This window comes from Vulcanisaeta sp. JCM 16159, from assembly GCF_001316265.1.
GTDB lineage: Archaea > Thermoproteota > Thermoprotei > Thermoproteales > Thermocladiaceae > Vulcanisaeta.
Window position 1 is genome coordinate 1 of the sequence record NZ_BBDN01000004.1, and the last position, 24,167, is coordinate 24,167.

Genomic DNA, 24,167 nt, shown 5'->3' on the forward strand with positions numbered 1-24,167 from the left:
TTTTCTTCAACTCGAGTATTGCCGGCTCTGGACAATACATCCAGCAGATCCTACAGCGAATGCACGCGTCCTGGTCAATAACAGGCCTCTCAGTCCTCCAAGAACCGGTTAGGTTCCTACGTGCATTACCTGGCTCAACAATGGCGCCGCCTATTGGTAAATCCTTCCAGGTTAATTGCCTCATCATAGCACGATCACCTCGGCCACTTTATAAGCCTCTTCCAGAGCCTCCACGTTTGATTTACCGAGTTTCTTGCCAAAGGTCTCCAGTACTAATTCCTTGACAGTGTCCATATCCACTAGGTCAAGAACCTTGAGCAACGCACCAAGCATTGTAGTATTCACTATCGGCTTTCCCAAGTATTTCGTGGATATTTCATACGCATTCACATAAACAACCTTACCGCTGAACTTACCTATGGACTGCCTAACATCATCAATGCTTAATGCATTAATGACTATGTAATTCTTCGTTATCTGCGGTATATTGAAGACACTTAGTAACCTAGTATCAAAGACCACAGATATGTCTGGCCTCTCAATGGGTTCCCTGGCCAGGACCGGTTCCCTGGACAACCTAACATATGCCCTAACTGGTGCGCCCCTACGCTCAGCGCCGTACTCAGGGAATGAATTAGCAAATAAGCCACGCCTAATGGCCGCCTGAGCAATAATCTGCGCTGCGGTCACAGCACCTTGCCCACCCCTACCAAAGAACGTGATCTCCACCATCGAACCACTCATTCTTGGTCAATGACCCGTTATAGAGCTCCTTTATAAACCCTTTATTCTATATTCTCATAAATAAGGCATTGAGAACAATTGCTTAAAAATAGGATTTGCCCCCTGCATGCACCCACACCACTGGGTCCCAGCGGCCCGGTTTCGCGGGTCGTTGGGTGGCCCAATGGCGTGAATGCAAGGCAGGTATGGGCTCTATTATTGTCTTTAACTGTTTTATTAAAATAGATTTTTGTAAAGTAGCTCTTGAGTATTATTAGACTTTATGAACTTTTTTATGTGGTTTTAATTATAAATTTAATAAAAAGGCGCTTTAACACGTGGTCGCGACATGAATCCGGTAATATGTACTGCGATTGATGAGGATTTATCCTTTAATATTTTCTCTAGGGCTAAGTACCTTGTTTTAATTAAGAATGGTGAGATCATTCATAGAGAGGCTAATCCTGCCTGAATTCCATAAGTAAGAGGCCGACTGTTGCGAGGAGGTGTGTGGAGCTTGGCGCTGATGTTGTTATTGCATCGCATGGTTCATTATGTTATCCATCATATCAAATACTGAGGAGAGCCGGTGTTGAGATTTACGTTGTTGATGCTGGTAAAAGGATCGATAGTGATCTCATAAAGGTAATTAAACCCGTAAATCTGGGTGAGGTTATCTATTCGAGCCTTCTGGCAGTAAGGGAGAGAATCATGGAGGTGTTTTCCCATGGGCAGTGATATTGACTTCTACGTTAGTTCCCAATACACATTATTTGGAGTACCGAAGTGCGGTTCTGGCATTCCAATACTTGGTGTGCCGATTGAGGACACTGTCAGCTTTAGGCCTGGCACACGGTTTGCACCAGGGATCATTCGCTACTGGAGTCAGTACTTCGAGTTTACACCAACAGAGGACTTGGGCATTGATGTACTTAGTAAGGCGTGCGACTTAGGTGACTTAACATTACTTCAGGGTGTTGTGGACGTAAATGTGGATAGAATTAGGTCCGTCATTAAGGAGACCATTGATAAGTGGGGTAGGGTAATTAGTATTGGTGGTGAGCACACAATGAGTCTTGGCACTGCTAAGGCCGTGAGCGAGTCCCAGGGTTCATATGGTGTTTACGTTCACGTTGATGCGCACCTGGATTCGAGGGAGGAGTGGCCGGTGGGACAGTCCCTATCACATGCCACATTTGTCAGGCACTTAGTAAGGCATGTTAAGCCCCAGTTAGTTATTTTCCTTGGTTTTAGATCGTATGATAGGGAGGAGATTAGCTTTGCGAGGGGCCTTGAGAACTCCATATTACTATCAACCAGGGATATCAAGTTAATGAATAACCATGAACTTAGGCTTCTCATTAGGGGTGCTATTGACAGTTACACAGGACCAATCCACCTTAGCATCGATGTTGATGTTCTGGATCCATCAATAATGCCGGGTGTTGGTAATCCTGAAGGCTTCGGACTCAGTTATGGCGAGCTCTTGAGAATCGTTAAGGCAATCCTCGACTACGGTGGTTCCAGGGTTAAGGCTGTGGATATTGTTGAGTATTCGCCACCCAATGATCCAGGATTAATGTCGTTACCTACAATTATTAAGTTGATTCTTGATGTGCTTAATTACATACATACTTAAGACTCGGCCTTCCAGGTAGAGGTGCACCTTCGTGCATTATTATGATTATTTTTCAGTTTCCAGCCTGGTCATTCCAGTTGCCAATATTGGCGAAGGAATACTACCCTATATAACAAGATGTAGATTTGGCGGAACGCTTGGTTTAGGATCATAAGGAAAAGTAGAAGTAAAATACTACCACGTTGGTCAACGATTCAATTACCTACTAAAAGATGAGAGGATATCATCTGTGAAAATTATTTAAATATGCCTAGTAATTATCGCGACGAATGGATCTCGAGAAATTCCTGGAGTTAATGAGTGAGAGCGGATTCTTCTACCCAAGCTTTGAGATTTATAGGAGTAAGGCAGAGGTTGGTGGTTTCTATGATTATGGACCACTCGGTGTCGAGTTAAAGAGGAATATTATTGAGAAGTGGCGCAGGGTCTTTATTTACCCATACCAGGACTTCATAGTTGAGGTGGAGACACCGGTAATAATGCCGAAGATAGTCTTTGAGGCCAGCGGTCACCTTGAGCACTTTACGGACGCGATCGTCGAGTGCACTAAGTGTGGTCGTAAGTTTAGGGCTGATCACCTAGTAGAGGAGGAGCTAGGTAAGAGGGGTATTTCCGTAAAGACTGAGGGCTTAAGTCTTAAGGAGCTTGACGGATTAATTAGGAAATACAACATTAAGTGTCCGGTTTGTGGCGGCGAGTTAGGTAGTGTTAAACCTTTAACTTGTTATTCCAAACCACAATAGGGCCCTACAGCGACAACATTGGTTATCTAAGGCCTGAGACTGCCCAGGGAATGTTCGTATCATTCCCAAAGGTATTCAACCTAATGGTAGGAAGTTACCACTCGGTATTGCCCAGGTTGGTAAGGTTGGTAGGAACGAGATATCGCCTAGGCAGGGCTTAATTAGGCTTAGGGAATTCACCCAGATGGAGATTGAGTTCTTCTTCGACCCAGAAAATGCCAAGTGCCCATACCTTGACGAACTTGATGTTAAGTTGAGGATAATACCGGAGAAGGACGTCGCCGCAGGCGTTAAGGAACCCAGGGAGTTCAGGCCCAGGGAGGCTGTTGAGAATGGTATTGTGCCAAATGAATGGATGGTATTCTTCATGGGCTTGGCCACGATTTACATGAATGAACTCGGCATACCACTTGATCACCAGTACTTCCTTGCCAAATTGCCCGAGGAGAGGGCTCATTACTCAGCGGCTAGCTTTGACCAGATGGTTTATAGTGAGAGGTTTGGCTGGGTCGAGGTTAGTGGTCATGCGTATAGGACGGACTATGACCTTAGTAGGCACGCTAAGTATAGTGGTTATGACTTAACGGTTGAGAGAAGATTAACCACACCCAAGGAGGTTGTTGAGGTTAGGGTTTACCCAAATCCACAGAGGGTTAGGGAGGCCTTTGGTAATGAAATGCCCAGGGTTATGCAGGTCATTAGTAGGGCTGATCCTAAATGGTTAATTAATGAACTCAATAGTAGGGGTAAGGTAATCATTGATGGATTTACCATAACGAGCGATATGGTTTTTATTAAGGAGGAGAGGAGGAAGGTTCATGTCGAGAGGTTTATACCGCATGATATTGAACCGTCATTTGGCGTTGATAGGATAGTTTACGTAACCCTGGAACACGCCTACACTGAGGTTAATGGAAAACCACTGCTTAAGTTGCCACCAGACATTGCGCCTATAAAGGCCGTGGTTTTACCCATAATCAGGAAACAAGAGTACGTGAGTATTGGTAAGAGAATATTTAGGGAGTTATCATCAGTGGGTATCAAGGCTATTTATGATGATGACGGGGCAATAGGCAGTAGGTATGCTAAGTATGACTCGGTTGGTGTACCGTTTGCAATAACGATAGATGATAAGACGCCGATTGATGGCACGGTAACGATTAGGGATAGGGACACGAAGGCACAGATTAGAGTTAAGGTAAATGATGCTATTAGGATCATTGCGGATGCCATTTCAAGGAAGCTATCAATAATGGATATTGCTAGGTCAATGGGTCTTCAATTAATCATCAGGGAATAAATAGATAAGCTTAATAAGCCAAGCCTCAGCCTGCATTATCAATGGCGAAGAGGGGTGGTGCGCGTCAGGTAGGTGTTAGCTGGAGATTCCATAAGACACCCGGCATATTCATGAATAGCCTAGTCCCTGTTGCGGATAATAGCGGCGCCAAGCTTGTTAGGGTCATAGGCATTGTTGGGCATATTGCCAAGCCCGTTCATAGGGAAGTACCTGGAGCCTCCGTGGGTGACATGGTCGTCGTGAGCGTTGTTGAGGGCAAGCCTGAGGTTAGGAAGCAGATACTTAGGGCTATCGTAATTAGGCAGAGAAGGCCGTATAGGAGACCTGACGGTACCTGGATCGCCTTTGAGGATAATGCCGTGGTTATCACGGACGAGAATGGCGCGCCAAAGGGTAGTGAGATACACGGTCCAGTGGCCATGGAAGCAGCCCTTAGGTGGCCTGGTATCTCAAACCTAGCAACAATAATAATATGAGATTAAATCAAAACCTTAAGTTATTTAACTCATTAGACCTTCTTCTGTAATACGACCCTGAGCACGTTGGCCCTTGCTTCCTCTGAGGTAACTTCATAGTCGTACTGAGTGACGAAGCCTCTAATAAAGGCCAGGAGCGCCTTATTACCAATGTCGGTGGTGCCGCTAGGCCTATAGCCATTAACTCAATGGAATTAGGACCTAGCTTCTTAATCTCAACGTGCCTAACGGCCAGTAATCGACTAATCCTTGATATAGCCTCAAGAAGTCCCTCAAGATCTTCAAACTCCATCTTGACTAATGCACCAACTTGGTGACCATATTTCTCATAGATACTCCATAGCTCGTTCACGGCCTTACCCACCTCTCCCCTTATCTCGCTTGGCACCTTGTCATCATTGGAAAGGTTAATTAATGTAGATATTATGTGGGTGCAAACCTCCTCAATTAACTTCATGGGCATTGGTATCACATCCATTGAACTAAGGATTTTATACAATCTCCAGAAGTAAATTAGGTCTGACGGTTCAAAACCATCCTTAATGAGTTCGGTTGTTAATTTCAATCCCTCGCCAGCCACGTGGAATAACGTCCTCCCCCTCGTCTTGGCCACACGAGAGAGCTCTGACGCTATGGTTTTTGGCACCATAATGGTGGTTCTCGAGTACGTCTCCTCGGAACCTTGTTCCTGGTTTTCCTTAGCCATAGCACTTCTATTTACATGTATGCATTAGAATACTTATAAGCCTTATTGCACGCAATTAATGATGATTAACGTGAAATAACTCAAAGCGTTATTGCGCCCTCAAGCCTATACCTCTCCCTGGCCAACTTGAATAATTTCCTCCAGAGGAATATGCTAAGCAGGATTACGTTTATGGCAAGTATTAGGCTCATGGCCTCAAGACCGACTATATTACCTATCGCCGTGTAGTAATCCATTAGGGCAGTGTATCCATGGACCATGTACACCTGCCCATTAAGTCCCTGAATATACTCGGCAACCTCAAGGCCTCCCCATGTCGAGCCAACAGTACTTGCTAAACCCGTTATTGTTGCCGGCATCGCACCTGGAATCGCCAACCTTCTAAGTTTCTGCCAGGTACTTAATTTGAGGTTCTCGGCTACATCCCAAAGGCTCCTGGGTATGGTTTTCATGCCCACGTACATGTTGTAGATCACGTACCAAGCAGTGCTTAAGTAAGCTACTAGGAATACTAATAATTCAAGGGATGCGTAAAGCCCTAAGATGATGGTTAAGTACGTTATAAATGGAATGGCAATTAGTGGTAAGTAGGCTGACACTGGTATTGATGCCAAGTCCTCAAGTATCGGCAGCAACACCGCCTCAATTTTCCTGTGAGTAATCATTAAGTAGTTAATGGGTATTGCGGTGATTATCGATGCAACGGTCACCATGGCGATTCTTAACCAATCAAGCCCAAGATAATAAAGATAAAGTAAGCCATATTCATATAAATTAACCATTATTGGAACCCAAGTCGTTTGCCAAGTCTCATAAATTGAATACGTCATTAAGCCAATGATTATTGCTGCCGCGGCTATTCCTACGTACTTCTCAGTTCTCGTTATTATATTCCTAGGCCTTGGTCTTACCAGTAATCTATGCCTAACGGCATAGCCTGAGGCCCTAACGAATATGGGCATTATTGCATCCTCAACAGCCGCAACCCTCCTTAGATACCTCATATTCCTAGCCGCCAAGGACTTAACACGGCTCGTTATCACCGGCCTCCTAATTCTAGTCCTGGTAACCTCTATGAATGGGTCATAACTATACTTAACAGCCCAGTTAACAAATGGCCTAAGTACGCCAAACAATGCGGCAGTCACCATAATTACCAATATACTGAGCCCTACAAATGCGGCAGTCCACTCACCTCTACTTGTCCATGACGCTATTAATGCCCCTATGCCGAAGACGGAGTACTGCGTTGTACCCAGCGTAATCACCTCACTAACCACTATGTAGAACAGGGCATCGGCAAAACTGACAAGGACATTACCGGCTACCCTGGGCATCGTGACCGGTATGTATAGGTACCTAAACCTACCCCAGAAACTGAGGTTAAACATCTCAGCGGCATCCTCAAGCGACTGGGGCGCGGTTTTTATAGCCTCATACTCGCCGACCCATATGTTCCAGACAACGGCTGTGAATACTAGGAAGTCCACGGCTAGTTCCGTACCTATGTAACCACCTATTGACTTAACGAAGAATACCAGGACTATTGGGAAGAACGTAATTACGGGCACAGCCTCAAGTGTTTGGGTGATTGATAGGAATACCCTCTCAAAGAGTCCACTCTTGGCCGCGGCATAACCAAGGAACCAACCAAGCACTATACCCAGGACTATCGTTAATGCAACCCTACCGAACGTGGCGAGTGTCGCTAAAAACGCTATAAGGCTATGGACCAAATGTCCATAACCATCGCCTAAACCTTAAGGCTTATTGAAAGTAATGAGTATAGCCTGTCTAGGTAGTCCTGAAACTCAATATCCCTTGTATTCCTGGGCCTAGGCAACTTAACCTCAACCTCAGCAATGATACTCGCCGGCCTTCCGCCAAGTATTATCACCCTATCACTCAGCTCCACGACCTCCTCAAGGTTATGGCTAACCATAATTATTGCCTTCACCGTGGACTCCTCATTAAATACCATGTTATAGATCTCAGCCCTCAAACCCTCGGCTGTTATGGCATCGAGATTCGCGAAGGGTTCGTCCATCAACAAAACCACTGGCTGTGCCGCCAATGCCCTTGCAATGGCGACCCTCTGCTTCATACCACCACTCAACTCCCTTGGGTAGTAATCCTCAAATCCACCGAGACCAACAAGCTCTAGATATTTCCTGGCGATTTCCTTTTTAACCTCTTTACTAAGGTCCTTCCTATGAAGTAACGCCAACTCCACATTCTCGAGAGCCGTAAGCCACGGGTAAAGGGCAAAGTCCTGAAATATCATGGCGAGCTTAGGCGTTGGTCCCCTAACCTCCTCACCCATAAGCAATACCTTACCGCTGTCGGGCCTTCTCAAGCCAGCTATTATCCTAAGTAATGTGGTCTTCCCAGTGCCCGTTGGCGCAACTATGGATACGAACTCATGAGAATAAACCTTAAAGTTAATGCCCTTAAGGACCGGTATAGGACCCTTCTCAGTCCTGTAGCTATAGCTAACATCAATAACCTCAAGGATCGGTTCCTTTACCGTTGCAATTGTCCCACCATGATGGCAGATAAGAAAATCACTTAAAAAGCTTATTCCGTGAAAATCTGCCTAATGATAGTTTAATATATAGTTATACAGAATTTTCAATACTTATATTTTCAATGTTAAACTCTCTATATGATTCCTTGAAATAAGTTCTAGGCATATCACCCAGTTCAGCCCTGCCAAGCAACTTAACCTCTATTAACCGTATTAGGTGCACTAACCTAAACTTACCAAACATCAAAGTCTCATTAGCAATATCAATTATACGCCTTAGGTCCTCCACCGTTACTATTAGCCTGCCATTAATAACTATGGGGACCTCAAAACGGTCCTCACCCTGAACCTCAACCACAACACCATCATGAGTCACCGAGTAAATACCACTATGCTTAAACCCGGCCTCCCTCGCAATCCTTAAGATCTTTAATGCACCATTTAGATCCCTAGCCACGAAGTGCATTATCGGCGCTCTAACGAGTAACCATGCATCACCATCACTAATTCCATTAATGACGCTGATAATCTCACCGTAAGTGACAGGCCTATGCCACTTAGCGATGAAATTAAAGAGCCCCGAACCCTTTGAGTAACTAAGCCGTGAGGCCTTGGCCAGGGCAATACGGCCACTACAACTGCTTGTTGTGTAGTAATCATTTAAGGACTTGTTAAAGGCTAGTAGGAAGTCGTAAATGTCAAAATCAACCCTATGCTGGCTTCCCTCCTCAATCAATCTCTTAACGAATACCGACTTACGCGCATCAAAGTTTGTTCTCACCATTTCGCGCAATACCTCCATGCATAAATTAATTTAAAATACTTTATTACGATTAATAATCGGCTTGCTATCTTAAAATAGGCGCATAGGGGTTCATAACGTGATGAGGGCGGGCATATTAATGTCGGTAATAATATCGTTAATAATAGGGTTGTTAATAGGGTATTCAATACCGTCAATTCAACACGCCCAGCAGGTAACTAAATCAACAACTCCGCAAACCCTAAGCATTATAACTGCCTCACTATATGCACAATTATTTAGGGAGGCGGGTAAGGAGTTGGGTATTAACGTTGTCGTGACGGGCATGGGCTCCGTACAGGCAGCCAGGCAAGTCATTCTAAACCCCAGTGGTTACTCGATCTACGCGAGTATAGACCCGTACATACTAACGTCACTTTTATACCCAAGTAACATAACGAGTTGGTACATAGCCATTGCCAAAGACCAAATGGTCATTGCCTACTCACCAAATATGCCCAAGCCCCTATTGAACGTAGTTAATAATTTAACGGAGACCGAGAAGAGGGCATTAAGTGAGGGTAATTATACCGAGGCCATGGTAATAACTAGGGAGTTCCTTAACCTCATATTCTCCAACGCGACGTTCAACCTAGCCCATGAGTATGGCGCCTACGCGGTGGGCACGTCAAATCCAAATACGGACCCCGAGGGTTATAGGGCATTAATGGTACTTCAATTAACGGGTATTTACTGGGGTTTGGGGAGGAATTACTACACCGACCTATTTAACTATGCAAATAGTACGGGTAACGTATATGAGGTACTCGCCGGAAGCGAGTTATTTGGCCCCTTGGAGACGGGTAAGGTCTGGTTCGACATTGCGATTTACAAATCCTCAGCCGAAAGCGCCGGGTTACCCTACTTCCCATTGCCGCCTCAGGTTAACCTAGGTGATCCCGCGTATTCGAATTACTATAGTGAGGCTTACGTAACCATAGTGGTTAATGGGCAGAGTCTAGTAGTCAGGGGCGCGCCAATTCAGTTAGCCCTTACAATACCTGACCAGGCGCCCAATAAGGTGCTGGCTGAGGAATTAATAATATACTTAATCACACCGAGCGGTCAGGAATTAATGAGGAGTCTTGGAATTACGCCGTTAACGCCGGCGATATTTTATGGAAATGTTAGTGGGGCTCCACCACTCATCAGGATACTCGTTAACTCACCACTGCTTAAGTACGGCGGTTAGTGGTGGTGGACTTGGATAATTCGAGGCATGTGTTTGCACCGTTTATAGTGCTTATTTCATTAATACTGTTGCTGCCGATAGCCGCATTACTATATGAGGGCTCTAACTATTTATTAAGTGCGTTCACGAGTACGTTATTCATCTATGGCACCTTGGTAACATTACTTGGTGCTTCGATTGCGGCGGCGTTGACGTTAATCCTCGGGCTGCCGACGGCCTACGCCATATCCCGTGGATTAATACCTAAGCCCCTTGATAGTGTTATTGGTGGTCTCCTAACAAGCCCACTAACGATACCCCACACAATAGTTGGCTTATCGCTCTTAATACTTGTATCACCAATATCGCCTATACCATAATACGTAAGTTACCACTCGTGGACACGATATGGGGTTTAATTGCTGCCTATTTCATAGTATCGGCACCAATCACCATTGGGGCCATTAGGCAGGTATTTGATAATCTTGACCCTGTCTATGAGTATGTGGGCCTAACCCTAGGGCTTAGTCAGTGGGGTGTCTTTATGAGGGTTGTTATTCCAATGACACGTAGGGAGTTGGTGTCCTCATTCCTACTTGCGTGGGGCAGGTCAATCAGTGAGTTTGGCTCAATAGTTATACTAGCTTACTACATAGTCAACCCACCACTATTTAACTACGTGTACCCACTGCCAACACTGATTTGGTACTCATACGAGGTCTACGGCCTACCCCTAGCCCTTGGTTACGCATCGGCTTCATTGATTATTTCCATAATAATTATAGTACTTATTGAATTAATAAGTGGTGGAGCCGCCAGGTTTAAACTCTGGTGATCACTCACCTGTGAACCTTGGCTTCCTCTTCTCTAGGAAGGCCTTGACACCCTCCTGTGCATCCTTAGTCGATATTGCCACGCCGAATAATGAGGCTCATTGCTTAGTGCGCTCCATATTGGGGCTTCATAACCGTAATTAATCGCGTATTTGGCTAGCATGAGCGTTAGTGGTGGCTTTGAGGCTAGTTCCTTAACCCACCTCATTACCTCATACTCAAGGGCGTGCTTCGGTACGACCCTGTTAACAATGCCGTACTCAAGAGCCGCCTTGGCGCTTACTTGCTTACCCGTGAGTATTAACTCCTTACTAATGCCCAGGTTCGTCAGCCTGGTCAGTCTCTGCGTTCCTCCTGCGCCCGGTATTATGCCCAGGTTTATCTCAGGCTGACTAAGCAATGCATCCTCACTCGCCACCCTAATGTCACAGGCCATTGCAATCTCCAAACCGCCACCAAGGCATAGCCGTTTATCGCGGCAATCACAGGCTTCGTGTAGTACTCAATCTCAAGAGTCATCGTGTGGTAGTGCCTCATTGCCTTGAACATCTGCATTGGTGTTGCGTTCTGGAATTGATTAATATCCGCGCCTGCGCAGAACGCCCTACCACTGCCCGTGATAACCACAACCCTAATCCTTGGATCATCCTCAACACTCCTTAGTGCATTAACAATCTCGTCAGCCATCCTCGGAGTTAGCACGTTTAACTTATCGGGCTTGTTCAGGATTATCCAGGCGCTCGGTGGGTCGATCCTGAGCATTATCTCGTCGTACTTCCTAAACTCAACCTCGGGGTATTCCCTGAAACCCCTACCACTCTTCCTGCCCAACCTACCCTCCTTAACATAACTAATCAGTAATGGGTCAGGTTCATACTCCTCCCAACCACTGGCATTCCTAAGCTGTGTTAAGGCATTGACGATATTGTCGATACCAGTCTCATCGGCGAATTCCGACAATCCCCACGGGTAATTAAGTCCTAGCTTCACGCTCTTATCAATGTCATCCACGGTAGCCACGCCCTCCCTAACGAGCCATGCTAGTTCATTGATTGCGGGCGCCATTAACTTAACTGGGTCAAGCTCAAGTCCCTGCTCGGGCAGTATCCTGGGCTTCACGTGCTGCCCAGGCCCTGGATACTTATAGAAGCCTTCACCGGACTTAACACCAAGCTTACCCTTACTCACCAAATCCTCGAGTAATGGGCAGGGATGGGCCTTGAACCCTCTCTCAGTCATTGCCTTGACAATGAAGAGGCTTGTGTCGAGACCTATGTAATCAAGTAGTTCAAATGGCCCCATTGGTAGGCCGAGAACGTTCCTCGCCATGGCGTCTAAGTCAATTATCTTAATGCCCTCCTGCGTTACTTCGCGGCATGCCTCAAGCATCACTCTAAACAATACCCTGTTAACTATGAATCCTGGTACGTCCTTATTAACGACGACAGGCTCCTTATTGAGTATCCTAGTTAACTGGACCGTTATATTAACCGTCTCATCACTTGTGTACTTACCCCTGGTTATCTCCACGAGTTTCATGAGTGGTGGCGGATTCATGAAGTGCATGCCTATGAATCTCTCCTTACGTGACGTGGCCTCGGAAAGCTCGGTTATTGGTATGGTGCTCGTATTAGATGCGAATATTGCATGGGGTGGTGCGTATTGATCAGCCTCCCTGAATACGGTCTTCTTTGAATCAACGTTTTCAGACACGGCCTCAACTAGGAAGTCAATGTCCTTAACGGCCTCGGAAAGCTTGGTGATCGTGTGTATCCTAGACATTATTGAATCAACACTCTCCCTCAACTCACCCCTCCTGCTGAGTCTCTCGAGACTATCCCGAATCCTGTTGAGGGCATTTCTTAGTATATCATCGGATATGTCCACGAGATTCACCTCAAAACCAGCCATTGCGAAGACCTCAGCTATGCCATGACCCATTAAGCCGGCACCCAACACAGCGACCCGTTTGATACCTAGGCTCGACATATTAAGTATGTGATTTAAACTAAGGGGGTTTATTTAGTATTACCATGCCTCACGTGGCCTCATTACTCCTTAAGCCTTAGCTTTCCGGCGAATTCCTTACTTACTCTCTCATCCAGATCCTTATCCCAATTCTCATAATCCCAGTAATGAATTACCTCATATTGTTCCTGCCTACTTATCATCCTACCGAGCAGGTCCTTCTGGGTGCCCTTCTCCTTAAGCTCGATCAGCGCATCCCTAACGGCCTTCATGGCGACCCTAAAGGTCGTCACGGGGAATATCACTATCTTATAACCCATCTCCTCAAACTCCTTAGCCGTTATGTAAGGCGTCTTCCCAAACTCAGTCATGTTGGCAAGCAATGGAGCCTTAACCTCCCTGGCAAATCTGGTAAACTCCTCCTTACTCTCTAGGGCCTCAGGGAATATTACGTCCGCCCCAGCCTCAACATATGCCTGAGCCCTCCAAATCGCCTCATCAAGGCCGTAAACACCGCGGGCATCCGTCCTAGCAATAATTAAGAAGTTCTCATCCCTCCTCGCCTCAACTGCAGCCTTAATCTTCTTAATCATCTCATCAGCAGAAACCACGTGCTTACCACTTAGGTGTCCGCACTTCTTGGGTAGCTCCTGATCCTCGATTTGAATTGCCGAGGCACCTATCGACTCGAACTCCCTCACGGTCCTAACGACGTTAAGCGTCTCACCAAAGCCCGTGTCTGTATCGACAATGACGGGTATGTCAACGGCATCCGTAATGTACTTAGTAAACCTGACCAATTCATCAAGGGTGAATATGCCAAGGTCGGGTAAACCCAGGGAACTGCTGAAGGCCGCGCCAGAGACGTAGAGGGCCTCAAAGCCCAGTTGCTGAATCATTAGGGCAACAAAGGCATCGAAAGCCCCTGGCGCAATGACAATGCCGGGCTTTGACAGTCTCTCCATAAACCAAGCCCTAACCTCCCTGGGATCCCTCTTATTCCTTCTTAATAATACAGCATCCATCATTGCGCTTAATCAATAATCCCTTAATAAGTAATTCCATGAACAGTTAAAACTCAGCTTTATTACCCACCCAACCATTATAATGATGCCGTAATGCGTAGCGTTAGGTCAATATTCAGCAGGAGGGGCATACGTAGGTTACCGCCTGATCGGGCTAAGGATAGGCTTGAATTGATCATAGACCTATCACGCGCCATAATGAGGAGGGGTGATGTGCGTATTACCAATGAGTATTTAATCATTAATAACTGGTCATTATTCACTCGCTACCTTATTAATTGCGTCAATGATGATTGTACATTAATGGCTATCAGGGTGATGAGGGGCAGGGAAGCACATTGCTGAGCTTCTTGGCCAGGGTTAATAATAGGCTTGAGTCTGAGGGCGTGGGTAGAGTCGTTATTGTTTGTGGCTTTGCCGCTGAATTATATAGTGGCGATATTTACAGGACTGGGCATGTCGATGTAATTATTGATTCCAGGGATTCGGAGAGGGCCATGGGCATTCTTTATGATGAGTTGGGCCGTATAAACGCAAGGAGGGAGGGTAGGGTGTGGGTTAGTGACTACTTCGGGGTTTTGGCCTTGGACGTGGTTGGGGTGACCTACGTGGGTAGGGTTAAGGTGTTGAGGGTGGGTGATGGGCATGTTTATGTCGAGTCACCTGAGGATAATGTGGTTATGAGCCTAAACGCCTGTGTTTACTGGTCTTCAGACGCAGATTGTGAGAGGGCTGCGGCGGTTCTGGCTACTCAATGGGTGGTGTGGATTGGAATTACTTAATCGATAGGGCGAGGCGTGAGGGTGTTCTTGACAAATTGAATGAAATAAGGAGAACAATAGAGGAGAGATTCGGAAGGTATCAGGAAAAGTGAGAAAGAGGGGAATGCTTTTACCGCAGGTAGTCAATAAGTCATTAATGGGTAAGCTCAGGGATAGGGTAATACTGGTTACGGGGGCTTCCAGGGGCATTGGTAGGGCCATAGCCAGGGCAGTCGCCGAGGAGGGGGCCAGGGTAATAATAAACTATAAGTCCTCAGCCAGGGAGGCCGAGGAATTAATGCTCGAACTAAGAAAGAACGGCCTTGATGCAGCCATAGTTAGGGCTGACGTATCCAGGGAGGATGAGGTCAGGTCGATGTTTGAATTAATTAGGAGGGATTACGGAGCACTGCATGGAATAGTCAACAATGCGGGCCATGGCTCCGCAACCATCTGGAATAGGGGATTCCATGAATTGACCTGGAACGATTTTGAGGAGGTAATTAACGTTGATTTGAAGGGCACATTCCTATGCAGTAAATTTGGCATTGAGTTGATGGGGGATGGCGGTTCCATAGTCAATGTGGCCTCAATAACCGCGAGGACCGGCGATACCACGGGAATACCCTACCTAATCGCTAAGTCAGGTATAATAGCCCTCACTAAGTCCATGGCCCTCTCACTGGCACCCAGAATCAGAGTGAATGCCGTAGTACTCGGTAGTATCGAGACCGGCTGGGTCAATTGGTTAGGTAGTGATGAGGTTAGGAAATTGATTAGTTACATACCCATGGGCAGGCTTGGTAAGCCTGAGGAGGTGGCTAGGGCCGTAGTCTTTCTACTTAGTGATGATTCATCTTTCATAACTGGACATACGGTCGTAATCGATGGTGGTGAGTGCACGGCATGTGACTAAGCACCCCTTTAATAAGTGATCCTGTAAGGTGATGATGAATGCGTAGGGATATCGCATTGCTAATTGCGTCTAGGGCCATTAGGAGCCTGGCCTTTGGTTACTTAACATTTGTAATACCACTGTATCTGAAGTCCATTGGATTCTCGCAGCGCTCATTGGTCTCTACTTCCTCGTTGCATCAATATCCTCAGCAACCCTAGTGCTTATTTCTGGGTTTCTCGGTGACTTAATAGGTAGGAGGGATGCCCTCATCATAATGTCGAGCTTATTCATGATTTCCATGGCAATCTTCAGTGTGACGAATAATAAGGCCCTACTTTTCATAACGTCAGTGCTCGGTACAACCACGGGAAGTGCCGGCGGAGGGGGCGCCGGTGGCGGGCCTGTGGCTCCGTTGCAGACATCATTACTTGCGGACAATACGGAGTCCATGGAGAGGACTAGGGTCTTTAGCCTTACCACGTCAATAGCGCTGTTCTCATCGTTAATGGGCTCCCTAATATCCTACACAATACTGAGTGTGGGCCTTGGCGACTTGACCCTCTTTAGATTATCCCTCGCATTGAGCGTTATATCAACGGCATTGCTCGCCCTTGTCAGGAGGGATAAGCCTCGAATTAAGTATTTAGGTATCAATGAGGTCCTTCCCAGGAGGTCCTCAAGGCCAATAACGAGAATCGCCATTGCAGGATCGCTGGGGAGTCTTGGTCTTGGCATGGTGACCCCACTACTGCCGTTATGGTTCAGGTTATTTCTTCACGTAAGTGAAGTTGAGATTAACGAGGTATATACGGCGTCTTACGTAGTGTCGATAGTCCTCACGTTGTTGGCTAGGAGGGTCGAGGGCCTAATGGGCCGTGTAAGGGCCATATCACTACTCAGGTCTCTCTCGGTATCCCTATTCATCGTAATGGCATTCATACCGATATTCATTATTGACGCCGTACTCTACGTAATTAGGGTAGCCCTTTACATGATAACCATACCCCTACGCCAATCACTATCGATGGAATTAATCGATGAGAGCGAGAGGGCACGGGGATTATCAATAACTGGACTCGCACGTAGGGTCCCGTATGGCCTGGGCAGTACTATAGCTGGGTTGCTCATGGATTATGCGGAATTCTCGCTATCGATGGTGCTGGGAGGCACCATAGCGTTGCTCGACCCAATACTCTACTACGTGTTCTTTAGGCGTTATGATGGTGAGTAAGGTATTGTTTATTAATTTTGGGTGTGTATGTGTATTTGTAGTACTTATAAATAGGATTATTATCCTACATCGTGTCGGCTCTGGAGAGGTTATGGAGAGGTGTGCTTATTGTTTATGCTAGCAATGCCGGTACTGATACCGCCAATAGGCTATTTAAGTTGTTGAGGAGTGTTGGTGTACCGACGGTGGTGATTAAGTATGACGGTGATTTAAGCAGGTACTGGGGCTGTTTTGACGTCATAGTCCTCGTGATGGCTTTGAGCGGTGCCGTCAGGTTAATTTGTAAATACGCTAAGTCTAAGGTTGTGGATCCAGCCGTAGTTGCCATTGATGATGGGGGTAGGTACGTAATACCTATATTGGGCGCCATTGGGGTGCTAACGAGGCCGCTAAAGCAATCGCTGAGTTAATGGGGGCTGAGGCCGTGATAACCACGGCAGCCGAGTACATGGGCATTACGGGCATTGAGGAACTAGCTAGGCTTCTTCATTGTGACATTATCAATACCGAGGAATTACCAAGCTTCTACTCGGCGCTCCTCAGTGGTAAACCAGTATGTATCGTCGGCATAGATAAATTACCAAGTAGGGTCAAGGGTAACTACATGGTTGGGCTTAATACGGAGTGTGAATACGCCATGGTCGTGGGTGATCCTCAACAATCATTAAGGGGTATCAAGGTGCTGCGGTGCATGCCGTATAAGGTGATCATTGGGGTTGGGCTTATGAATGAGGCTGGTGTTGATGAGGTAACTAAGGCCATAAGGCTGCGTTGGATAGGCTCGGCATTGAAGCCAATAGGGTCTTGGCCGTTGTCTCGATAAAGTCAAGGGTCGGCGAAGCAGCCAAGCATTGGGCTTACCCTTTAGGTTAATAGATGTTGATGAATTGCGGAGAATCGATTATGGATGCGCCACGCCGCCAAATGATGAGTTAAGAAGGCTAGGCATTAGGGGTGTTGCTGAGCTTGCGGCATTAGCCGCGGGAGGAACATCACTGTTACTTAGGAAGATCGTTGTTGGGAGAGTCACGGTGGCCGTGGCGAGGGTCTAACGCTTATAAGCTGGGCATTAAGTCACGCCTTAAATGCTGTACATAATCGGTGTGGGTCCTGGCGATCCAGGGTTAATAACCGTTAAGGGCCTTAACGTACTACGCTCAGTCAATGTGGTGGCTGGTTGGGGTAGTGTGCTTGATAGGTTCAGTGAATATCTCGTTGGTAAGAGGATCATTAGGTTTAGTTATAGGAATGAGGCGGAGGGCCTTAAGGAACTAATGACCAGCGCCGTCAATGGTGATGCGGCACTGCTAATACATGGGGATCCCTCGGTATCGGAATCACAATTAATATCCAAGATAACGCAGCTATGCAGAGAGTACGGGGTTAATTACGAGGTAATACCAGGCGTCTCCTCGGTAAATGCGGTATTGGGATTACTAGGTATTGACTTGGACTCCTCCGTATTTATATCCCTGCATGTGAGGGGGTCTTTAGATGATAGGCTGGAGGAGCTTAAAACAGTATTAAAGGTACTGAGGAGGTATATCGTTGTATTACCACCTCCATACCCACATGGACCACGCTAATCGCCAAGACGCTTCTGGATTTGGGTTGTGACCCTGAGGTCATAATAATTGAAAGAGCCACGTATAACGACCAAAGAATTATGAGGACCAAGGCCTCAAGCATCATAAACTTAAGTAATGAATTTAGTGATTTAACAATGATGATAGTACCACCATGTGGTCGTGGTTAGTAATTCTTTTAAATAGGATGTATGTCCGTTTTTTTTAAGTAGGATATGAATCCTACATCGGTACTCGTAATAACCCATGGGTCCCGTAGATCCGAATTCCTAGATTGGTTTAATGATTTGGAACGTTACATTAAGGGCAGGTTGGGTGGCTTGGGTTTAATAGTTCATGTTAGTATTGCCCATAATGAGTATTCAAGCCCTAACTGGAGAGATTCACTAAAGGAGCTTCTTGCTCTGGTACCAAGCGCGTTGTGATTGCCCTAGCGTTTCTAGGCCCTGGTAATCACGTGATTAGGGACATAATGGGGTCCCTGGGTGTTCAGGAATTTAATAGGTGGGTTAGGGCATCGTGGAGCGATTACGAGTTTGAGGTTTACGTTACAAGGCCGCTAATTGACTCGGCGCTTGTTAAGGAGGCGTTGCTTATGAGGATAGTCAACGCCCTGAACACATCCGTGAACGTGGGTAGGTACATCATGGATCCCGAGGAGATTGAAAGAAATAGTCTCGATAAGGTGGTTGAGTTGGTCCGTAGAGAGCTTGGTACTAACAATGAATCAATTATTAGGCTTGTGGCCAAGGCCGTGTTTGCCACCGGTAATCCCGCCCTTATTAAGTACATGCATGTGGATCCCGAGGTATTTAATGTATTTAGTGAATTAATTAATGGTAACGCCACGGTGATTGCTGATGTTAAGATGGTGGCAGTTGGCGTGAGGTGGGGTAACACCGTGACCCTAATAGACGATGCGGATGCCACGAAGTTAGCGATGGAACTCGGCATCACGAGGGCCGCAGCATCAATGAGGATGGGGTTGAGCAGGTTCAAGCCCGCAATTCCAATTATCGGTAATTCACCCACGGCCCTCATCGAGGTGATTAAGATGATTAGGGAGGGCTTGGAGATCCCCATGGTAATCGCGACGCCGCCGGGCTTCACCAATGCTGTGGACGCAAAGGAGGAGTTAATCAGGATGGGGATACCTAGCGTGGTCGTGAGGGGTACGTATGGAGGTAGTAACGTGGCTGTGGCCGTATTCAATGAATTACTAAACATTGTAAGGGAGGGGCATGGCAGGTAAACTCTACATAGTTGGTGTTGGACCCGGAAGCCCTGGGTTAAGGACGGTAGCCGCGATCGAGGCCATTAGGGATAGCGATGTCGTTATTGGGTATAACACGTACATAGACTTAATCAGCGACTTAGTCAATGGTAAGGAAGTGGTTAAGTCGAGGATGCATGAGGAGGTCATGAGGGCTAAGCTTGCCATTGAGAAGGCACTTAACGGCCACGTAGTCTCACTGGTGAGCGGTGGCGACCCTCAGATCTATGGATTGGCAAGCCTTGTCCTTGAATTAATAAGTAAGGAGGAACTTGACCTGAGGCCTACCATAATACCTGGAGTCACCGCGGCCTTCGCGGCGGCCACCAGGTTGGGCGCGCCCCTTAACATGGACTTCGCGGTCGTAAACCTGAGCAACCTATTGGTTAGTGATGAGGAGATCATGATGAGGATTAGGGCGGCGGCAAGTGGTGACTTCGTGATAGCACTGTACAACCCAATAAATAAGGACGTACTTATCAAAGCCATGAATTTAATATCCATGTTTAGAAACGCCTCAACGCCAGTGGGTATAGTTAGGAATGCCTATAGAAATGGTGAACTTGTGATAATAACAAACCTAAGTAATTGGATGAGGTACTTGGAAGTAATTAATATGAATACTACATTGATAATAGGTAATTCAAGAACCTACGTTTATAGGGGGTTCATGATAACGCCAAGGGGTTATAGGTTATGAGCGTAATTGATTACTTCAAACGCTTCGGCATAACCACGGGGGCCGCGGCCGCAGCTGCGGCTAAGGCAGCAACTATTGCATTAATTAGGGGTGTTACGCCCAGCAGCGTCACAATACCAACGCCTGTTGGCCTTAGGCTTGAGGTCTTCATTGATAGGGTCTTTACGATTGACAATTATGTATGCGCCGATGTGCGTAAAATCGCCGGTGATAACCCTGACAGCCTAAATAACGCGGTGATTAGGGCCTGCGTCTGTTCAATAAATGAACAGGTAATAAAAATCAGAGGCGGACATGGCGTGGGTAAGGTCGTGAGACCAGGTTTAAGTATCCCCATGGGTGAACCGGCCATTAGCCCCACGGCTAAGCTCATGATTGAAAGTGCCGTTAGGGAAGTCGTTAATGCCGGTGTTGAGGTCATAATAGAGGTACCCAATGGCGAGGAGTTGGCCAAGGCAACGATGAATGAGGACGTCGGTATAGTCGGCGGTATATCCATACTTGGGACGACTGGGATCGAATGGCCGGTCAGCAATGAGCCTTCATTCAGCATATTAAGGCTCAATTAACGGCATTAAGGGGTAAGTACGATGGTGTAGTGATTGCCTCAGGGAATAGGGCTGTTAGTTACGCTAAGGCGATTTACGAGATGCCCGTGGTTAAAGTAGGCGACCTAATAGGCATCTCTGTTAAAGAGGCCATTGGGCTAGGCTTCCATAGAATAGTCATTGCGTTACTGCCCGGCAAGGCTGTTAAGTTGGCGGCCGGCTTAATGAATACGCACAGTTCAATTGGAGATGCGCGTATTGAGGCGATTACCTGGGCAGCAGTAATGGCGGAGATTAATGGAGAATTATTACGGAGTATCGCGGCCTCAAAGACTGTTGGTGAGGCGTTGCATTACCTCGGTGATGCGGCGGGTAGGGTTATGAGGGTAATACCGAGAGGGCGTTGAGCAGGTTAAGGAGACTTGGCAGTGCCTCTCTTGAGGTCGTGATATTCAGTGAGGATGGGGAAGTACTCGCGAGGCTAATAGCCATGACTAGCCCTGCCTGGCCCTACATAACTCCCGGAATACCTGATGAGTTGTTCGAGCGTGTTGAGGGCATACCAATGACTAAGGAGGAGGTTAGGGCGTTGGTGATTTCTAAGCTTAGGCTGAGGGAGGACTCGAGGGTTCTGGATATCGGTTCAGGGACTGGCTCAGTTACTGTGGAGGCCGCCCTAATAGCCAGGAGGGGCCTCGTATATGCCATTGATAGGGATGAAAGAGCAGTTGAGTTGACCCGCAGGAATGCCATGAGGTTTGGCGTGGGTGATAGGGTCATTGTGATACATGGCGAGGCACCAGAGGCCCTGGATAAAGTACCCAATGAGGTTGATGCAGCATTCATAGGTGGTAGTGGCGGTAGGTTGAGGGACATAATCGCTGGTACATGTAGTAAATTAGCCGTGGGCGGCCATTTAGTGATTGACGCAATAACCCTAGAGAATGTATCACTCACTTTAACTACCATGGCTGAGTTGGGCTTCGTAAATGTGGAGGTTACTGAAGTCGTGATAGCCAAGGGCTTTAAAACAAGCCTAGGCACTGTGATGCTCTCGAGAAACCCAATATTCATAATAGTCGGTGAAAGAGGCAGATGTCGGCCAATGCATTTAATGGCAAGTATCAAGGACGCCATTAAACGGTGGTGATCATGACGCATGAAAAAGGCGGCAATGGGGTACCTAGCTATACGTCATTGGGCTGGGGCCGGGCGATCCAGGGTTAATCACGGTTATGGGTGCCGAGGTCCTCCGTCAGGTCAAGCTGGTTTTCATACCCCATTCCACCGGTAGCAATAGGAGCTTGGCGTATACAATAGTTAGTAGGTACGTGAGTCCCGACGCCCAGATAGTCTTCTTGGGGTTTCCTATGGTTAAGGAACCAAGTGCCGAGACTTTAATGGCTAATGCGAGGGTGATATGCGATGGATTACGTAGGTACGGTAGTGCGGCGTTTGTGGTTCTTGGAGACCCATCACTATATAGCACCTTCTACCGGGTTAAGCCATTCATTAATTGTGACTATGAACATAATCATTCCCGGGGTCTCCTCAATAACGGCCTGCGCCGCCAAGGCTGGTGTTAACCTGGCCATAGGTGGTGAGTCTATAGTCATACTTGTGGTGATGATACCGAGAGGTTAACGAGGGCCATGGACTTCGCCGACACGATAATAGTACTTAAGGGCAGCACTGACATGAGCAGCATCGCTGCATTACTTAGGGATCATGGGTATTCCGTGACCTACGCCAGGAGGTGCTACATGGATGGCGAGTTAATAATTAAGGAATCAAGTGGTGAGTTACCCAGAGACTATTTCTCGCTTATCATTGCTAGAAGAATTTATAAATAGGATTTACATCCTACATCGATGGTTGGGAAGGTAATCTTCGTGGGCGCAGGGCCCGGCGACCCTGAACTAATTACTGTGAAGGGCATGAAGTACCTCCAACAGGCCGATGTAATAATCTATGCGGGCTCCCTGGTAAACCCGGAAGTACTGAGGTGGGCTAAGCCAAATGCGGAGATTCATAATAGCGCATCAATGACACTTGAGGAGATCGCGAATATAATGATTAGTAGGGCTAGGGAGGGCAAGTTAGTGGTTAGGCTTAAGTCAGGCGATGCAAGTATATATGGCGCGCTGCTTGAAGAGGTCGTCGCCCTTAGAGAGGCCGGCATACCGTATGAGGTGGTGCCTGGAGTAACGGCAGCGTTGGCCGCAGCTGCAGTCCTAGGTATTGAGTTAACCCTACCCAAGATGGCCCAGACGGTTATCATAACCAGGGCATCGGCCAGGGTGCCGATGCAGGGCTCGATAAAGGACTTCGCTAAGGCGTTACTCATAGGCGCCACAATGGCCATATACACAGGTGTCCACCTAATCGATAAGGTTGTTAAGGAGTTAAGGGAGGCCGGCGTACCCGATGATATGCCGGTTACGGTGGTTTACAAGGCGACGTGGCCCGACCAATTAATAATCAGGGCACGCTGGCCGACATTGCCGAGAAAGTCAAGAGGGCTAGGATAACCAAGGACTCCGTGATAATAGTGGGTAAGGCCGCGGACCCCTCCATCCTAGACCTGCCATTAAGATCGAGCGTCTACGACCCAAGGCACACCCACAGCTTTAGGCCGAAGCCTAAGATCGGCAGTACAGATGTTGAGTAAAACGATTAGTTAGAGCATGAAAAGCTTAATACATTGGCTTCAGTGAATAAGAATGTGGGTATAGCATTCGCGGAAGCTGAGATAAACGGAGTTAAGTTCAGGGCTATCGTGGACACTGGCTTTAATGGGGATGTATTAATTAGGCGTGAGATCGCTAAGAACCTGGGGGCTTCAGGTAATTGGCAGGACTAAGTGGAGAATTGTGGATAACAGGATCGTGGAGCTCGACGTATCGTACGCCAGGTTAAGACTGTATGGTGAGGAGGGTTACGTGATTGTAGAGATAATCGATGACTCGCCGGTCGACGTGTTAATAGGCGTTAGGGCCCTTGAGGCCCTAGGCTTCATAATTGACCCAGTAACAGAGGCATTACAGAAGGTAGGCCTAATAATTCCAACATAAATCAAACTATTTTGAACATTGATTACCCACTCAATCCATAAATACCTAGTAGTGCCCATGCAATTAAAACCCTGGTCTCAACTACCGTAAATGACCGTGTTAATTGAAAAGGTGAATTTATCGTAATAATCGATGTGATTTCGTGAGTGGAAAAACTTTTAAATAGGATGCTTATCCTACCAC

The 24,167-nt window shown here is 46.9% G+C and carries 30 protein-coding genes and 5 pseudogenes; 27 read left to right on the forward strand and 8 right to left on the reverse strand.

The window, feature by feature from the left end:
- Window positions 1–187: 4Fe-4S binding protein (locus JCM16159_RS04235; protein ID WP_243665856.1), on the reverse strand; the 187-nt coding region annotated here is incomplete at its 3' end.
- Complete coding sequence (locus JCM16159_RS04240; RefSeq protein ID WP_054857067.1) at window positions 184–744, reverse strand: 2-oxoacid:acceptor oxidoreductase family protein; 561 nt, start codon at window positions 742–744, stop codon at window positions 184–186. The genes JCM16159_RS04240 and JCM16159_RS04235, both read right to left, overlap by 4 nt.
- A 328-nt stretch (window positions 745–1,072) precedes the next feature.
- Between JCM16159_RS04240 and JCM16159_RS18540 the strand changes: the two genes are divergently transcribed.
- The 5 genes and pseudogenes from JCM16159_RS18540 to JCM16159_RS04260 all read left to right on the forward strand — a co-directional run bounded on the left by JCM16159_RS18540 (window position 1,073) and on the right by JCM16159_RS04260 (window position 4,881).
- Entirely contained in the window at window positions 1,073–1,195 is a 123-nt protein-coding gene (locus tag JCM16159_RS18540; protein WP_367834275.1) for a hypothetical protein, read from the forward strand.
- A 38-nt stretch (window positions 1,196–1,233) separates the two neighbouring features.
- Complete coding sequence (locus JCM16159_RS14470) at window positions 1,234–1,461, forward strand: hypothetical protein (protein ID WP_243665857.1); 228 nt, start codon at window positions 1,234–1,236, stop codon at window positions 1,459–1,461.
- Window positions 1,451–2,362 (forward strand): arginase family protein, encoded by a 912-nt coding sequence (locus JCM16159_RS04250; protein ID WP_054857068.1) that lies wholly within the window; start codon window positions 1,451–1,453, stop codon window positions 2,360–2,362. The genes JCM16159_RS14470 and JCM16159_RS04250 overlap by 11 nt, the downstream gene beginning before the upstream one ends.
- A gap of 269 nt (window positions 2,363–2,631) precedes the next feature.
- Window positions 2,632–4,405, forward strand: a pseudogene (glyS, locus tag JCM16159_RS04255) (glycine--tRNA ligase).
- 41 nt (window positions 4,406–4,446) lie between these two features.
- Window positions 4,447–4,881: a 50S ribosomal protein L14 gene (locus tag JCM16159_RS04260; protein WP_054857069.1), complete on the forward strand. Its 435-nt coding sequence runs from the start codon at window positions 4,447–4,449 to the stop codon at window positions 4,879–4,881.
- Between the two features lie 7 nt (window positions 4,882–4,888).
- On the opposite strand, the gene JCM16159_RS04265 is transcribed toward JCM16159_RS04260, so the two are convergent.
- The 4 genes from JCM16159_RS04265 to JCM16159_RS04280 form a co-directional block, all read right to left on the reverse strand.
- Entirely contained in the window at window positions 4,889–5,587 is a 699-nt protein-coding gene (locus JCM16159_RS04265) for a hypothetical protein (RefSeq protein ID WP_243665858.1), read from the reverse strand.
- A gap of 80 nt (window positions 5,588–5,667) precedes the next feature.
- A complete protein-coding gene (locus JCM16159_RS04270) occupies window positions 5,668–7,323 on the reverse strand; it encodes an ABC transporter permease subunit (RefSeq protein ID WP_243665859.1) in 1,656 nt (551 codons plus the stop codon).
- 17 nt (window positions 7,324–7,340) lie between these two features.
- Window positions 7,341–8,051, reverse strand: coding sequence for an ABC transporter ATP-binding protein (locus JCM16159_RS04275; protein WP_367834310.1), 711 nt, complete (start codon window positions 8,049–8,051; stop codon window positions 7,341–7,343).
- 154 nt (window positions 8,052–8,205) lie between these two features.
- Complete coding sequence (locus JCM16159_RS04280; RefSeq protein ID WP_243665860.1) at window positions 8,206–8,916, reverse strand: hypothetical protein; 711 nt, start codon at window positions 8,914–8,916, stop codon at window positions 8,206–8,208.
- Window positions 8,917–8,998: 82 nt separating this feature from the next.
- On the opposite strand from JCM16159_RS04280, the gene JCM16159_RS04285 reads away from it, so the two are divergent.
- The 3 genes from JCM16159_RS04285 to JCM16159_RS14480 are packed head-to-tail and all read left to right on the forward strand — an operon-like array spanning window position 8,999 to window position 10,922.
- Window positions 8,999–10,108: a substrate-binding domain-containing protein gene (locus JCM16159_RS04285; protein WP_054857194.1), complete on the forward strand. Its 1,110-nt coding sequence runs from the start codon at window positions 8,999–9,001 to the stop codon at window positions 10,106–10,108.
- An 11-nt stretch (window positions 10,109–10,119) separates the two neighbouring features.
- On the forward strand, window positions 10,120–10,467 hold the full coding sequence (locus JCM16159_RS14475) for a hypothetical protein (RefSeq protein WP_243665861.1): 348 nt from the start codon (window positions 10,120–10,122) through the stop codon (window positions 10,465–10,467).
- 17 nt (window positions 10,468–10,484) lie between these two features.
- On the forward strand, window positions 10,485–10,922 hold the full coding sequence (locus JCM16159_RS14480) for an ABC transporter permease subunit (protein WP_243665862.1): 438 nt from the start codon (window positions 10,485–10,487) through the stop codon (window positions 10,920–10,922).
- Here the strand turns inward: JCM16159_RS14480 and JCM16159_RS04295 are convergent.
- Together JCM16159_RS04295 and prpB are read right to left on the reverse strand one after the other, a co-directional pair.
- Window positions 10,923–12,909: pseudogene (locus JCM16159_RS04295) on the reverse strand (3-hydroxyacyl-CoA dehydrogenase/enoyl-CoA hydratase family protein). It abuts the gene before it with no gap.
- 62 nt (window positions 12,910–12,971) lie between these two features.
- Entirely contained in the window at window positions 12,972–13,913 is a 942-nt protein-coding gene (prpB, locus tag JCM16159_RS04300; RefSeq protein WP_243666023.1) for a methylisocitrate lyase, read from the reverse strand.
- Window positions 13,914–14,006: 93 nt separating this feature from the next.
- On the opposite strand from prpB, the gene JCM16159_RS14485 reads away from it, so the two are divergent.
- The 19 genes and pseudogenes from JCM16159_RS14485 to JCM16159_RS04380 all read left to right on the forward strand — a co-directional run bounded on the left by JCM16159_RS14485 (window position 14,007) and on the right by JCM16159_RS04380 (window position 23,984).
- Entirely contained in the window at window positions 14,007–14,258 is a 252-nt protein-coding gene (locus JCM16159_RS14485; RefSeq protein WP_243665863.1) for a hypothetical protein, read from the forward strand.
- Window positions 14,207–14,695 (forward strand): hypothetical protein, encoded by a 489-nt coding sequence (locus JCM16159_RS14490; RefSeq protein WP_243665864.1) that lies wholly within the window; start codon window positions 14,207–14,209, stop codon window positions 14,693–14,695. Before JCM16159_RS14485 ends, JCM16159_RS14490 begins: the two co-directional genes overlap by 52 nt.
- An 88-nt stretch (window positions 14,696–14,783) precedes the next feature.
- Window positions 14,784–15,590 (forward strand): SDR family NAD(P)-dependent oxidoreductase, encoded by an 807-nt coding sequence (locus JCM16159_RS04310; protein WP_243665865.1) that lies wholly within the window; start codon window positions 14,784–14,786, stop codon window positions 15,588–15,590.
- 38 nt (window positions 15,591–15,628) lie between these two features.
- Window positions 15,629–15,790 (forward strand): hypothetical protein, encoded by a 162-nt coding sequence (locus JCM16159_RS18545; protein ID WP_367834276.1) that lies wholly within the window; start codon window positions 15,629–15,631, stop codon window positions 15,788–15,790.
- Window positions 15,790–16,803, forward strand: a complete 1,014-nt coding sequence (locus tag JCM16159_RS04315; protein WP_367834277.1) for an MFS transporter — start codon at window positions 15,790–15,792, stop codon at window positions 16,801–16,803. The genes JCM16159_RS18545 and JCM16159_RS04315 overlap by 1 nt, the downstream gene beginning before the upstream one ends.
- Before the next feature lie 251 nt (window positions 16,804–17,054).
- Window positions 17,055–17,185, forward strand: a pseudogene (locus JCM16159_RS18550) (cobalt-precorrin 5A hydrolase); the annotation flags it as partial.
- A gap of 27 nt (window positions 17,186–17,212) precedes the next feature.
- Window positions 17,213–17,626, forward strand: a complete 414-nt coding sequence (locus tag JCM16159_RS04325) for a hypothetical protein (RefSeq protein WP_054857074.1) — start codon at window positions 17,213–17,215, stop codon at window positions 17,624–17,626.
- A gap of 28 nt (window positions 17,627–17,654) precedes the next feature.
- The gene (locus tag JCM16159_RS04330; protein WP_054857075.1) at window positions 17,655–17,855 is read left to right on the forward strand and encodes a cobalamin biosynthesis protein; all 201 of its coding nucleotides are present in this window, start codon (window positions 17,655–17,657) and stop codon (window positions 17,853–17,855) included.
- Window positions 17,856–17,888: 33 nt separating this feature from the next.
- The gene (locus JCM16159_RS04335; RefSeq protein WP_054857076.1) at window positions 17,889–18,389 is read left to right on the forward strand and encodes an SAM-dependent methyltransferase; all 501 of its coding nucleotides are present in this window, start codon (window positions 17,889–17,891) and stop codon (window positions 18,387–18,389) included.
- A 215-nt stretch (window positions 18,390–18,604) separates the two neighbouring features.
- The gene (locus tag JCM16159_RS04340) at window positions 18,605–18,814 is read left to right on the forward strand and encodes a hypothetical protein (protein WP_054857077.1); all 210 of its coding nucleotides are present in this window, start codon (window positions 18,605–18,607) and stop codon (window positions 18,812–18,814) included.
- Window positions 18,811–19,641, forward strand: a complete 831-nt coding sequence (locus tag JCM16159_RS04345) for a precorrin-8X methylmutase (protein ID WP_054857078.1) — start codon at window positions 18,811–18,813, stop codon at window positions 19,639–19,641. Before JCM16159_RS04340 ends, JCM16159_RS04345 begins: the two co-directional genes overlap by 4 nt.
- On the forward strand, window positions 19,631–20,362 hold the full coding sequence (locus tag JCM16159_RS04350; RefSeq protein ID WP_054857079.1) for a precorrin-3B C(17)-methyltransferase: 732 nt from the start codon (window positions 19,631–19,633) through the stop codon (window positions 20,360–20,362). The genes JCM16159_RS04345 and JCM16159_RS04350 overlap by 11 nt, the downstream gene beginning before the upstream one ends.
- Window positions 20,359–21,317 (forward strand): annotated as a pseudogene (gene cbiD, locus JCM16159_RS04355) (cobalt-precorrin-5B (C(1))-methyltransferase CbiD). The gene JCM16159_RS04350 and the pseudogene cbiD overlap by 4 nt, the downstream one beginning before the upstream one ends.
- Window positions 21,318–21,400: 83 nt before the next feature.
- Window positions 21,401–22,060, forward strand: coding sequence for a precorrin-6Y C5,15-methyltransferase (decarboxylating) subunit CbiT (cbiT, locus tag JCM16159_RS04360; protein ID WP_054857197.1), 660 nt, complete (start codon window positions 21,401–21,403; stop codon window positions 22,058–22,060).
- A gap of 85 nt (window positions 22,061–22,145) precedes the next feature.
- The gene (locus tag JCM16159_RS18555; RefSeq protein WP_367834278.1) at window positions 22,146–22,496 is read left to right on the forward strand and encodes an SAM-dependent methyltransferase; all 351 of its coding nucleotides are present in this window, start codon (window positions 22,146–22,148) and stop codon (window positions 22,494–22,496) included.
- Window positions 22,497–22,562: 66 nt separating this feature from the next.
- Window positions 22,563–22,763: a hypothetical protein gene (locus JCM16159_RS04370; protein ID WP_054857081.1), complete on the forward strand. Its 201-nt coding sequence runs from the start codon at window positions 22,563–22,565 to the stop codon at window positions 22,761–22,763.
- An 18-nt stretch (window positions 22,764–22,781) separates the two neighbouring features.
- Window positions 22,782–23,581, forward strand: a pseudogene (gene cobM / locus JCM16159_RS04375) (precorrin-4 C(11)-methyltransferase).
- 54 nt (window positions 23,582–23,635) lie between these two features.
- Window positions 23,636–23,773, forward strand: a complete 138-nt coding sequence (locus tag JCM16159_RS14495; protein ID WP_243665868.1) for an aspartyl protease family protein — start codon at window positions 23,636–23,638, stop codon at window positions 23,771–23,773.
- Window positions 23,727–23,984 carry a hypothetical protein gene (locus tag JCM16159_RS04380; protein WP_243665869.1) on the forward strand — a complete coding sequence of 86 codons (258 nt, stop codon included), beginning with the start codon at window positions 23,727–23,729 and terminating at the stop codon, window positions 23,982–23,984. The genes JCM16159_RS14495 and JCM16159_RS04380 overlap by 47 nt, the downstream gene beginning before the upstream one ends.
- Window positions 23,985–24,167: the final 183 nt, after the last annotated feature.